Origin of the sequence: Lacunimicrobium album (genome assembly GCF_052161635.1) — a bacterium.
Lineage (GTDB): Bacteria > Planctomycetota > Planctomycetia > Planctomycetales > Planctomycetaceae > SXPC01.
Genome location: NZ_CP197413.1, coordinates 4,378,293 through 4,391,045, shown reverse-complemented (window position 1 = coordinate 4,391,045; position 12,753 = coordinate 4,378,293). Strand labels below are relative to the sequence as shown.

Annotated in this window: 11 protein-coding genes; 2 read left to right on the top strand and 9 right to left on the bottom strand. The window is 55.7% G+C overall.

Annotation, left to right across the window (positions count from 1 at the left end):
• Positions 1-2: 2 nt before the first annotated feature.
• The 4 genes from SH248x_RS17650 to SH248x_RS17635 all read right to left on the bottom strand — a co-directional run bounded on the left by SH248x_RS17650 (position 3) and on the right by SH248x_RS17635 (position 3,332).
• Positions 3-1,154 (bottom strand): formylglycine-generating enzyme family protein, encoded by a 1,152-nt coding sequence (locus tag SH248x_RS17650; RefSeq protein WP_459555626.1) that lies wholly within the window; start codon positions 1,152-1,154, stop codon positions 3-5.
• A 99-nt stretch (positions 1,155-1,253) separates the two neighbouring features.
• Positions 1,254-2,579, bottom strand: coding sequence for an HD domain-containing protein (locus SH248x_RS17645; RefSeq protein ID WP_459555625.1), 1,326 nt, complete (start codon positions 2,577-2,579; stop codon positions 1,254-1,256).
• A gap of 14 nt (positions 2,580-2,593) precedes the next feature.
• Positions 2,594-3,067: a type II toxin-antitoxin system VapC family toxin gene (locus SH248x_RS17640; protein ID WP_459555624.1), complete on the bottom strand. Its 474-nt coding sequence runs from the start codon at positions 3,065-3,067 to the stop codon at positions 2,594-2,596.
• Between the two features lie 19 nt (positions 3,068-3,086).
• Positions 3,087-3,332 (bottom strand): hypothetical protein, encoded by a 246-nt coding sequence (locus SH248x_RS17635; protein WP_459555623.1) that lies wholly within the window; start codon positions 3,330-3,332, stop codon positions 3,087-3,089.
• Between the two features lie 89 nt (positions 3,333-3,421).
• On the opposite strand from SH248x_RS17635, the gene SH248x_RS17630 reads away from it, so the two are divergent.
• Complete coding sequence (locus SH248x_RS17630) at positions 3,422-5,755, top strand: DUF2079 domain-containing protein (RefSeq protein WP_459555622.1); 2,334 nt, start codon at positions 3,422-3,424, stop codon at positions 5,753-5,755.
• Between the two features lie 183 nt (positions 5,756-5,938).
• Here SH248x_RS17630 and SH248x_RS17625 read toward each other — a convergent pair whose 3' ends face one another.
• Positions 5,939-6,568 carry a hypothetical protein gene (locus tag SH248x_RS17625; RefSeq protein ID WP_459555621.1) on the bottom strand — a complete coding sequence of 210 codons (630 nt, stop codon included), beginning with the start codon at positions 6,566-6,568 and terminating at the stop codon, positions 5,939-5,941.
• Positions 6,569-6,904: 336 nt separating this feature from the next.
• Here SH248x_RS17625 and SH248x_RS17620 point away from each other — a divergent pair, with 336 nt between their 5' ends.
• Positions 6,905-7,492 (top strand): hypothetical protein, encoded by a 588-nt coding sequence (locus tag SH248x_RS17620; RefSeq protein ID WP_459555620.1) that lies wholly within the window; start codon positions 6,905-6,907, stop codon positions 7,490-7,492.
• Positions 7,493-7,758: 266 nt separating this feature from the next.
• Here the strand turns inward: SH248x_RS17620 and SH248x_RS17615 are convergent, their stop codons facing one another.
• The 4 genes from SH248x_RS17615 to SH248x_RS17600 form a co-directional block, all read right to left on the bottom strand.
• The gene (locus SH248x_RS17615; RefSeq protein WP_459555619.1) at positions 7,759-8,019 is read right to left on the bottom strand and encodes a hypothetical protein; all 261 of its coding nucleotides are present in this window, start codon (positions 8,017-8,019) and stop codon (positions 7,759-7,761) included.
• 207 nt (positions 8,020-8,226) lie between these two features.
• Positions 8,227-9,324 (bottom strand): SPFH domain-containing protein, encoded by a 1,098-nt coding sequence (locus tag SH248x_RS17610; protein WP_459555618.1) that lies wholly within the window; start codon positions 9,322-9,324, stop codon positions 8,227-8,229.
• Positions 9,325-9,498: 174 nt separating this feature from the next.
• The gene (locus tag SH248x_RS17605) at positions 9,499-10,587 is read right to left on the bottom strand and encodes a DUF1559 family PulG-like putative transporter (protein WP_459555617.1); all 1,089 of its coding nucleotides are present in this window, start codon (positions 10,585-10,587) and stop codon (positions 9,499-9,501) included.
• 390 nt (positions 10,588-10,977) lie between these two features.
• Positions 10,978-12,114 carry a trans-sulfuration enzyme family protein gene (locus SH248x_RS17600; RefSeq protein ID WP_459555616.1) on the bottom strand — a complete coding sequence of 379 codons (1,137 nt, stop codon included), beginning with the start codon at positions 12,112-12,114 and terminating at the stop codon, positions 10,978-10,980.
• Positions 12,115-12,753: the final 639 nt, after the last annotated feature.

Sequence of the window (12,753 nt, the reverse complement as noted above, 5' to 3'; positions counted from 1 at the left end):
ACTTATTCCACGTCATAAAATCGCAGCACACATCGGAATCCGATGTCTGCAACATTCTCTGTCACGACCACTCCATCCCGGTGTGACAGCTTCCAGTCCGGGCCATTCCCTTTGACTGTTCGCTCGAATTTCTCCGTGGGATTTCTCGGGCCTGTCCAGTTGCGGGGAATGTCTTTCGCATCTGCCAGCAGCTTCGGGTAAGCATCCGGGGCGAAGTGATCCAGGCACCATTCGCGGGCGTTTCCTGCAAGATCTTTAACGCCGTAGATCGACACATCCGTCGGCTCAGAGCCAGGCAGTTGCACACCCTGAAGTTCCTTTTGTTTCGTCCAGGCAGGTCGGCCATTTCCCCAGGGATAGACAAACCCTTCGGTGCCACGGGCGGCTTTTTCCCACTCGACCTCCGTTGGCAAATCGCGACCGGACCATTTCGCGAACGCTCGAGCGCCGCTGAAGCTGACGCCCAGCGCTGGCTTTTGAAGGTCATCACTGGCATTCAAAGCTTCTTCAGAAACGCGCTGCTTGCGGGCCTTCTGCTCATCACGAAGCATCTGGTACGAAGCCAGTGGAGTCTCTGTCACGTCGATGTAATAGGCGTCCACATACATGGCATGTTGAGGTCGAGATTCTTCCGGACCATCATCGGCTCCCATCTGAAAGACGCCTGCAGGGACGAATGCCATCTCCGATTTCACTCGCTCACACAAGATTCGCTTGGGGTAGCCCGAGACATCGACACCATAATTCAGTAAAGGCGTAAACCCAGCCGGTAGCCGTTGAGTCATGGCGGCCGCAGGCGTCGCAGTCACATCAACGGCTGGCTGACTCACGATAAAGCGATCAGCTCCAGCAGTCGGGACTTTCGCAATCATCTTCTCATCCGGTAATCCGTCTGAAGCACGTCCGACGACTTTGAAGGGTGTCTGCGGAACGATCACCATGGCATCCGGATTGGTGGAGACGACGATATTCGCCGGTGGTGCATTCTCGACAGCCGCCTCTGGAGCAGGCGAGACGACCGGTGGCGGAGCAGGAATGGGGACAGGAGCCGTCAGAGTCGGAGCAGCCGGCGCTGCGGCTTCTTCTTTGTCACTGCCACCACAACCGCAGGCCATGATGGTTAGAAATGTCATCACTCCAAATTGTCGATACATGCTGCCTGCTCCTCTGATTCAAATGATCAAGCGATCATTGTCCCGACACCCGTCTGGCAAAGCAACTCCCTCGGCGTGATCTTCAACAACTCTTCATCGTTACCCGCGTAGAAAGCCAGCCAGAACATGCCTGGCCTGGTCGGAAGAGAGCACCGTTCTCACGTCTGGATGACAAAAGACACGCACTTTCTTGACGTACGAATCAAACTGCTTTTTCGCCAGCGCATCGACCACCGGAGAGGCGTCTGACAAATGTCGGTAGTTCTTTTCTCTGGCATCGTACAAATCGATTTTAAACTCAACTTCGCGATGCACGGGTGGAGCATCGATAAGAATCGCCATTTTCGACAGTTGCAGGCCACACTCTCGATTCAATGTCTCGACTAGCTCACGGGCATTGAGCACATTCTGCTCGAAGGGACGGTGTGCCAATCGTTCGTATTCCTCAGGATGTTGATCGCTGCTGAACTCTGCCAGACGCTTGTACAAAACTCGCTGATTCCCAAACAGGCCGTCGACAAGCACCGCAGCCTCCGTTCCCTCAGCAGCCTCCCGCAGCATCGCGATACATTCCGCTTCATCCCCCACGAAGAAGTCACCCAAATGCAGCTTGTCAAACAGCTCAAAGAATGCCCGCGCGAACATGCTCGTCGCGCTGCGCACCGCATGATGCCAATAGACCTCGCTGAACATCACATACCGGGCAAAGACCATCAGCTCCGCAGCGGTCTTCCCCTTCACGCTGAGCGCCAGCCCATCCCCTGCTTCGTTGAGGACGAGAGATTCGATCAATCGCGAACGATCATAGTTACGCCCGTAAGGAACCCCGCAGTGCAGCGAGTCACGGTCGAGGTAATCCATCTTGTCGACATCGATCGGCCCGGAAATCACCGAGCGAATCAATCGCATCCGCGGCGTATCGCTTTTCTTGACGAGCACATCGAGCACATCCCGCGGCTCAATCCCCCACTCTGTCCTCAGCACTTGGGCGAGCTCTGTCTCCCCCAGGAGAAACCTGCCTGCGAACTCTTCATGCTCCGGCAGACCAGCCACCTTCATATCCTCAATCGGATGACAAAACGGCCAATGCCCCAGGTCATGCAAAAGCCCCGACACCATGACCAGTTCGACCGACTTCCGATCCATGACCGCCCGAAACCGCTCATCCTTTGACAGATGCAACAGGTACTTAAGCGTATGATGAAAGACACCCAGAGCATGCTCGAACCGCGTATGGGTCGCGCCCGGATACACCCGCGAGACCAGCCCCAGCTGGCTGATCCGGCGCAGCCGCTGAAACTCCGGCGTATCGACCAGCGCCTTCACCCGCGGCGTGAACGGAACATCCAGCTCGACGGGAATGCGCACGATCCCCCGGCCAACGGAAAGATTGATGAGCTCGGGGATGTCTAAGAGTTCGTTCATTGATGGTCCTTCACTCAAATCAGACCACCACTCTGAACCGCCTCCTGCGGCGTCAACACGCGAATCCCGTCGGGTTGATACCGCAAAAAATCCTGAGCATTGATCGTCAGGATGATCTCGATTCGACTGGCCAGCATGAAAGCAACTAGATTCAGGTCATGGACTTTTCGCCCACCACCATAACTGGCATGAAGCTGATCGAAAATGGAATCCGAGGTCGGTTCTTCGGGAAGATAAAGGAAAGAAGACTGAAAGATTTGCAGCCAGCTCGCTGATTCTTCCTTTGAAAATCCGAGCCCGTTATTCCCAGGACCTTTGCCTGGCTGGCGTTCCGTCACACTAAAAAATTCGCGTTTGATTTGCGAATTAAAGGCAATCACATGCCCTTCCGCTTCAAGCAACCGAATGCTTTGCGGAACAATTTCATGGAATATGCCATTCTGATCGGCGATTTGAATCAGAATGTTCGTGTCGGCGAGAATGATCAAGAATCCCCTCTGCTTTCGATCAACCACGCTCACCGTAAATTGTGTCACGACTATCATCCACCGGGCTGATCGACCGGACATTCTGCTCTTTGACAAACTTCATCATCTCGTCGAATCTCCGCAGACGTTCTTCTTTCGACACGGAGGCAACGTCCGAAGGAGTCGAAGTCACCGCCTTCAACCACTCTTCCACCGTTTGCCCCGATGCCTTCGCGCGCAGACTCCAGTATCGGTATGTTTTTTCATCGATCTCTAACGTCGCCATGGACTTTATCTCCTGCTGAATACCCGGAACGATAAGCGTATCCTCTAATTGGATTGACTCCAAGAGTTTTTGCCGCCAACCTTAATCAGATGACCACAAATCCCCCGGAAAATCGTATCCCCGTCGGCCCGACACTGGCCCTGATGATCTTCTTTCTCCTCGGCGTCCTCATGACGCAAAGCTGGCTCGATACCGAAGCCATCGCCAATCAGTTTCTAGCCCCTCAAAGCTGGCTGAACCTTCTCCAAATGATGGGAACCCGAGTCGAACTCGTCGAACAGACACCGCTGCCTCATACGACGTTCATTTCCGCAGCCATCATTTACGCCTCCTGCCTGCTGATGACTTTCCTTCTCGCGCTGCTGGTCCGCCTGATTTCAACCCGCAGCCTCTCTGCATTCTCTCCATCAACTTTCCCCTACCGCATCAGTAGCTACGCGCTTCCGCTCGCCCTCCCGGCCGCCTGGTCACTTTTAGAAATCCTGAACGCCTTCCTCGGATCACAGCTCCTCACCGAATTTCTCATCTTCATTCCCCCTTTCATCGCAGCCCTGACATTCGCTTCCCTGATGACAACCCTGACCACCACTGCAAACCTACAATCCCCGGCTGTTGCTCCCCTAAGCCCTAAGCCCCAAGCCCTAAGCCCTTTTCTCTCCCCCCTAGCGCCCAGCGCCTACCGCCTAGCGCCTTACCTCCTCGCCTTCATCGCCCTCTCCACCTTCATGAACTTCGGCCTCTACTTCAGCCTCAACACTCCCCACGGCGATACCGCCATGTATGAGGAGCATCTCTGGAACTTCCTCCATGGCAAAGGGTTTCGCAGCTACCTCGACCAGGGACTCTTCCTCGGCGAACACATCCAGTTCATCCACCTTTTCCTCATTCCCGTTTACATCCTTTACCCGTCTCACCTGACCATGGAGCTCTGCGAAACCATCGCCCTTGCCAGCGGCGCCATCCCCATCTATTGGATGACACGACGCAACACCGACAGCCACGCCGCCGCCATGAGCCTTTCCATCTGCTACCTGCTCTACTCCCCGATGCACTTCCTCGACATCGAGATCGACCTCAAATCCTTCCGCCCCGAAGCCTTCGGCATCCCCCTGCTCCTCTTCACCCTCGACCAATACGACCGCAAACGCATCAAGTCCTTCCTCGCCCTCCTCGCCTTCACCACCATCACCGTCAAAGAAGACTACGCCATCATCGTCAGCTCCCTCGGCGTATGGATGCTCATGGATGTTCTCGTCACGCGATACCTCTTCCGCTCGGGTGCCACTGCTGGCTCGCCCAGCAGTGCCGATCACACATTGCTACCTTCCACCAGCCCCTCAACCTCCGATACCCCTTCTTCCCAGCGCCTAGCGCCTATCGCCCAGCGCCTCCTCCTCCCCCTCTCCCTCATCGCCGCCGGTGCCATCTACCTCAAACTCGCCCTCGCGACCATCGTCTGGTTCCGCTCGGGAGTCGAAGTCCACTACGCCGGCTACTTCACCCGCTTCGGCAAGTCGACCTCCGACATCATCTGGACCATGCTCACCAATCCCCTCTTCGTCCTCAACGAGTTCGCGACCTGGAGTACCTTCCTCTACGCCGCGATGCTCCTCGTTCCGCTCGCTTTCCTTCCCCTCTTCACCCTGCGATCCATCGCAGCGCTCCCGATCTTCATCCTCCTCTGCTTAAACGAAGTCGCCCACGACCCGCGTCACCACTTCCACGCGCCGATCATCCCGCTCCTCTTCTGGGCAGCCGCCACCGCAGGTCTCCCGAACGCGGCGAAGTTGCTTGGAGGGCTTAGGGCCTGGGGCTTAGGGCTTAGCCAGAACCCAAACCGGGAGGGCGAGGCTGCGTCCGAGCCGCTTCGCTCATTGCAACCACGCATCAACTCGTCGACACCCACTTCCCCTCTGCCGAATTACGAATTCCGAATTCCGAATTACGCCGCCCCCCTCCTCGCCACTTTCGCCGCCTTCTCCGCCTGGGGCTGCGCCTTCACCCTCAGCATCTCTCCATTGTCTCTAGTCTTCTGGGACCCCTATTCCAATTGGAACTACAACGCCCTCTACATCCCCGGCGAGCGAGCCAAGCAATTCGAAAAAGTCCTCGCCCAAATCCCGACAGACGCCAACGTCGCCTCGACCGACTACCCCCACACCCGCTTCACCCACTTCCGCCGCAGCTACGACTACAGCAACTTCAAACGCAAAGTCGCTGGCAACACCACCGGCGTCCCCGACGACACCGACTACATCGTCATCGACACCAGGCACCCCTACTCCACCATCAAAACCCCCAGCGAAGTCCCCCAACTCCGCGACCACCCGGATCAATGGGAACTACTGCCGGATCAGACGGATGGGTATTTCATTGTGCTGAAGCGAGAGCAAGCAGAAGCTGTTCAAAGCCCACTGCCGTGAAACGTCTGGTCGTCGTTCAAGTTCTTTCGAAAAACCACCAGAGAGTGTCGTTGCGAAAATTTTGAAGTCATCGAAGATGCGAGTCCTGTGTTCCATTCTTTTGCTTCATAGCGCAAGAAAAAAGACGCCCCGCTTCTCTTGAAGCAGGGCGTCTATGAATTCCACTCAACTCACACTCACTGCTTAGCGAACAGGACCATTCAACGCAGGACCTGACATCGGGTAAGACTGTGGCTGCGACAGGTAGGTCTGTGGCTGGTAGACCTGTGGCTGCAGCATCTGAGGCTGGGTACCGAGAACCTGATAGCTTTGTGGCTGAATCGTCTGGCTGCGGTAATTCGGCATCGGGCTGCCTGGAACAGCCGTGTTAGGAACCAGACCTTCCTGTTGGATCATCGGTGCCATTGGAACAGTCGATGGTCCCATCCCGCCAGGTGCCACCGGCAGTGGTTGTGGCTGCGAACCAGGAATGGCGCCCGGAGAATAGACTTCGAACGGGCTCATGCTCGCCTTTTCCTGGTAGCGAGGCCAGAACTGCTGAGAGTACGGCATATTCGGAGCCATCCCCCAGCCAGCGGCTGTCTGAGACTGACTCAGAACATGCTTGTAGTTGTAAGGGCGGAAGGCACGGAAGCCGCCGTAGTAGGGCATTTCCTGCCAGTAGCCGTGCATCCAGGGCTCTTGAGAATCGTAAGGGTAAAGCGGTTCGGCATCGCCGGGTGTTCCGACGGCAGTCGTCTGCTGTGCCATGGAGACCTGAGTGAACGTCAGGAGCAGAACCATCCCACCAAAAACTGTGAACCGTGACATCATGTCCTCTTTCGCCGAGCAGGAGGCTTATCGCCCCATTCCATGGTCCGCACAGCCATTCGATTCGACTCGAACGTTGGCTTCGTGCATCATTTCCCCTCATTTGCATCGGAAAAAGACCACATCGCCTCAAGATGATTCCTACCCATCTAACCAATACGCCCCACAAATCCCTCGGCTAACTGTTAAAACCTGAATCACTTGACATTTCCCTCCTCCCCTTCAGTGCTGCGGGCTTCTAATCTGGAAAGACTGGAAAAGAGATGACGCCTGAAACGCTTATACGGCCCGCCAGTTTTGCCTCTGAGATCAACGAACAAACTACCAAGGACTGACATCATGAACTTTCGTCTGACGGCTTTGGCCGCCTTCGGTTTCGCAGCCGCTTTCAACGCGACTCCTGCGTCCGCACAAACAACCGTTCCTGCCCCGGTCATCATGAATGCCGACGAGCAGGTCGAAGTCGACCCTCGCTTCGTCAACAAGAACTATGGCGATCACCCGCAAGTTCCTGTCTTCAGTGCCCGCCCTCTGCGTCCCGAGGAAGTCATCCCAGAAACACCCTACACCCCGCCTCGACAGTTCAAGCCAATGGGATCAGGCTTGCCTTACGTTCAGTCCTACATGAACCGCTCGATCGAAGTCACGCCGTCCGGTGATTTCCCTGGCACGACTCACTATGGCTTCCACGCCCCCGGCGATTACGAACCACGCATCGGCTCTCCGTATTACTACGACGGCGGCCTCGGCCCAGCAGCCGTCACGACCCAGTCAGCGGGTGGCGATCCTTATGGCTACCACTTCGGCCCAGGCTTTTATCGCAGTCAGGAACTCGGCCATTACCGCTTTCCTTACTACTCTTACCGACGCCCCTGGTATCACCCGGGCTTTGCCAACTACAACCGCGACACCAACTTCCATTGGTAACAGTTTGTTTGATCTGCAGCTGAGCATCTCGTAAGCGTTTCCAAATTAAAAAGGCGTCCGACCGGGTCAACCTGGGCTGGACGCCTTTTTTGTTTTAACGCCATATATTACGAATCACTATTTAAGCCCGCGCTGTCACAAAAGCCGTGCCATGCTTACAGCTTTGGGTAAGCATGCGGCTTCGTTTGACGTTGGAGCGATCAGAACATGCTTGCTCAAAGCCGCAAGCATGGCACGTTGGCTTTATGGAAAGAAGCAGATGTGAATCAGCGTGGTTTTCGCGTCAATTCATCTCGAACTTTCGAGACAAAGACTTCGCAACTGTCCTCACTGTTCGGGTCTCCATCGAGCTCTTGCAGAATCGCTTGAATACGGGCTGCGTTCAATTCAAGCTCCCGTGACTGGCTCTGCTCACCGCCACGCCAGTCAGCAAACAGCTGCTCCAGCGATTTGTCGCTTTGTTCTTCACACAACTTCTGCTTGGCATATGTCGCAAACTGATCGATCTCTTGAGGACTGGCGAGCATCTTCCCCTCCTTCCGACAGTGAATCATAATCTTGAGCGCCACTCCTCATCATAACGATGACATGATCCCAAACGCAAAAAAAATCCCGAGGGAACAAAAACGTCCCTCGGGATTTTCATGATCGTGCAATTCACCCATTGACGACCGGGTGGCTGGGGTCAGGATCGATAGCTGACCCCAGTTCTTCAATTGACGCTCTTTGTCCAATTACGGCAGTGGCGGCGGTGCAGACCCAGTCATCAGAGCAGCGACTGCGGGCACCTGCGAAGCCGGCGTCCAGCCTGTCAGCGATGGGGACCACACCAGCGTATCCCCTTGAATTTGACCCGAGGCAACCGCCTGTCGCATCGCATCCAGCGTGTAAGGGCCCTGCGAAGCACCATTCACAGCGACGTGGAAGACAGACGCCGGAACCGGCGGCGGTGCCATCGGAGCCGCTGCACCGGGAGCCATCATCCCCCCGGCCATGCGGTTGGCCATCGCGAAGCCCATTCCCATGCCAAGACCTTCCGCTGCTCCCCCGCCCGGGTTGGCAGCCGCATCGGTCATCGCCTTGCCCATCTGGTACGACTGGAACCGATTCATATCGCCAATGACACCCATGCTCGACCGGGTATCGAGCGCCTTTTCGACTTCCTCGGGCAGCGAAATGTTGACGATGAACAGCTGAGGAATTTCCAGGCCGTACTCGTCATCGATCCGTGTCGCGACTTCATCCCGCAACTTGGCCGAGAACTCCTGATACTTGCCCGCCAGGTCCAAAGCCGCCGTCTGCGACTTGCCGAGGATATCAGCGAGAGCCGTATTGATAATCGACCGCATCAACTCAGCGACTTCTTCTGTCGAGAAGTCCTCGTTGGTCCCGACGAGTTCTTTGAGGAGCGCTTTGGGATCGACTGCTTTGAGTGCATAAGTTCCGAAGGCCCGCAGGCGGATCGGCCCGAATTCGGGATCACGCAGCATGACAGGATTCGGCGTCCCCCATTTCAGATCGGTGATCTGACGGGTCGAGACGAAGTAAACCTCTGCTTTGAACGGCGAGTCAAACCCGTACTTCCAGCCCATGATCGTCGAGAGAATCGGCAGGTTATCGGTTTTGAGGGTGTAGTGACCTTCCTCGAAGATATCTGCGATCTGTCCGCGGTGGACGAAAATCGCTTTCTGTCCCGGACGGACAATCAGCTGGGCCCCGTTCTTGATCTGGTTGTTGTAGCGAGGGAAACGCCAGACCAGCGTATGCTTGGAGTCATCGATCCACTCGATGATGTCGACTAATTCGGCACGAAGCTTATCGAAAAACCCCATGATGCAGGACTCCCGTCTGAAGAATGGAAGCAGATGAAGATCGAAGTGATCAGTCGACAGGACACAACGCAAAACCCGACGCGTCGGATCACAGAAAAATGATCTTAACGCGCCGGGATGTTGGTGGAAAGGTTCTGTCAGACTTCCTTCAAAGCAGATTCCGCGGGATTCCGATTAGAATTCGCCCAGAACCAGCCCGTCGTCTCGCAGCAAGAGGTTCAGAAAGGTCTGCAAAGCAATTTGCTCGCTGATGAGGCGTGCCGAGCCATCGCAGAGACTGACTCCAACGACACCTTTGTGGAAGCTGTAAGGCTGGCCCTTGTTCGTATGCCCCAGGAATTTGTACGTCCCCGGTGCGGTGTCGATGGCACATTCCCAAGCTGCGGCCAGCGAAGGATCGGTTGCCGTTGTCGGAGGCACCGGACTGCCGTTCGTCCCTCGACCACTGTTGGTTGGCGAAGTCGTCGCCGTCAGGTTGTCACTGCGATACGATCGCATCTTGATTCCATCACCCGCGCCAGCCCAGGCAAAGTTTTGCGTCTCGCCCGTCAGTTGTTTGCCACGAACGTAGACATTCGGAGCGCCGGCGATTTCAAAATACATCAACGTGTTGCTCATCCCGTCGGTGATATCCTGTCCTCGCGCACCGCGTCGGGTTGGGTCGGTACTGCGAGAATCGGGCGGACTCATGGCCGTATTCATCGGCATTTGAGGCTCGCCGTCCTGATACCACACCGGATGGCCGACAGGTCGCAACGCAGGAATACGCGGGGTCGAATAGTCGGTCGCAGCGATCATGTATTGATCGGGAGCAGTTCCCGTCAGATAGGTTCGTTCTCCGGGCGTACTCGGGCAGACAAACGTCGGGATGACATTTGCAGCAGCTTGACGGACGGCCGCTTGCATACTGTTTCCCGAACCATCTTGCCAGTCGGTCGCAGGGTTGCCGTTGTAACCGTAGTTCAAAGTCGGGTGTTTCACCGAATTGAGCGTGTCAAAAAGTGTCGCCTGCTCCACATAGGGCAGAATCCGCCACAGAGAGCCAGTCCGCGAATAAGGGAAGTAGCCGTAGGTGTGCTCGAAGTTGGTCATCCCCAGCGTGATCTGCTTGAGATTATTCAAACAGCTGGAACGCCGGGCGGCTTCGCGGGCCTGCTGCACGGCAGGCAGCAGGATTGAAACAAGAACCGCAATAATCGCGATCACAACCAGCAGTTCAATCAACGTGAATCCGCGACGATTGAAACGGGGAACCGTAGCCATGGATGCTCCTCAGGGCAGTAAAGGAGGACATTCGCTGTTGGCTGGCCCACAGATGGAGCTGGCTACGATAAGCAAAAAGGTGAGATGAGCAGTGCATGAGAGCTGCACTGATACTTTTGAGACTGAATCTCAGGCTCACATTCTGTCACTAACGAGAAAACTGTCAACAACGAGCCACCAAGAAAAATCGTGCACAACCAACAAATTCCCGCACGACACACGTGGGTTTCACGACTGTAGTAACGCGTTGTAAAAGACGTAAAAAACATGTCGCGAAAGCGATGGCGTCAGGCTACTCTGCTTGGCTGAGTGCCTGCAAAAAAGCCTCACGCTCAGCAGGACACTGAGCGTGAGGCTCGATAGCGACCAAAATGATTGCCTAGCTTAATATCAACCTAGAGCAGCTTTCAGGTCCGCAATCAGATCGTCTTTGTGTTCAATCCCCAGAGAGACACGAATCGTGTTCTCCGTAATCCCACCCGCACGGCGGGCTTCCTGAGTCATCGACGCGTGAGACATGGTGTCCGGGTACTCGATCAGCGATTCAACCCCGCCGAGCGACTCCGCCAGGCTGAACATCTTCAGCTTCGCGAAGAATGCTTCCGCTGCGGGTCGTCCCCCCTTGATATCGAATGACAGCATCCCGCCGAAGCCTTTTTGCTGCTTCTTGGCGAGCTCGTGATGCGGGTGCGACTTCAGGCCCGGGAAATAGACCTTGGAGACGGCTGAGTGACCATCCAGGAATTCCGCGACGGCGATGGCATTCTTCTGGTGGGCTTCCATGCGTGGTCCCAGCGTTTTCACGCCACGCAGAACCAGCCAGGCATCAAACGGCGAGCAACCCAGGCCCGACGAGTTGACGATCTCATACATCCGCTGCTTATGCTCTTCCGTCTTGACGACGACACAACCGCCGACGACATCCGAGTGCCCGTTGAGGTATTTCGTCGTCGAGTGAACGACCACATCGCAGCCCAGTTCCATGGGGCGCTGGAAGTAAGGAGAGAGGAACGTGTTGTCAGAGATCGTGGTGATCCCTTTCCCCTTCGCGATTTCACAGACCGCTGCGATATCGACCAGGTTGAGCAGCGGATTCGAGGGAGTTTCAATCCACATGCACTTGGTCTGTGGCGTGATGGCGGCTTTCACTTCGTCGAGGTTGCCCATGTTGACGAAGGAAAATTTATAGCCCAGGCGGGTGAATTCTTTGGCAAACAGGCGATACGTCCCGCCGTAGATGTCGTTGCCGGTGATGATGTGATCGCCGGGATTGAACAGCGAGATGGCGGCATGCACAGCTGACATGCCAGTCGATGTGGCGTACGAGGCAATGCCCCCTTCCAGCGACGCGATGTTTTCTTCCAGCGCCTTGCGGGTCGGGTTGCCCGAGCGGGTGTAATCGTAACCAGAGTGCGACGTTAGAGAGTTCCAGTAAAACGTCGACGATGGATAAATCGGGGTCGTACAGCTGTTGTAAAGTGTGTCTTTATTGACGCCGGCGTGCACGCAGCGGGTTTCGAAGTTCATGAGCAATCCTGAATGAAAAACAGCCAGAGCAAAGCGCGCAACATCGGCGCTGCGAGAAACGACACAGCATAACGACGACAGGTTCAGTTTTCAAACCGAGACCACCCCTGCCAACCATCCGTCCCGACCCCCACCCTGCCCCGGGACGGATGGGTGGTTGGGTGTTCTTAAGGTTTGAGTCATGAGGCGGGAATTCGACACCATCTTGGGGGACCTTCTTAGGACTGAAGGGCCGTCATCAGTCAGCCAAGGGTAGAGACTCCGGGTAAATGACAACGAACATCGCCTACCTTCCTGAACAGACGGCTTACCATGAATCCCACTTTAAATCCACCTCTTAGCGGTGGTGGACTCTTGAGCGTCCTCAAACCCTGATTTTCACCTTGGGCAGGAAGAGCTGGAAGAAACAGTCCCTTCAGGACGGAGAGCACGTACGGATGTCTTCCTGAGTCTACATAAGAATTGGCGCTGAAAGCGCAGACCCTCCCCCTCCTAACCCCTCCTCCCTTTAACACGGGAGCAGGCGCAGGTACACAACAAACCCTCTCTACCTTACCTGAACTTGTTGCGCCTGCTGGACTGAGATCCGTCTTCAAACCACACCAGGGTGTGGTTCAAAAAGGAAATCCCCTACAGATT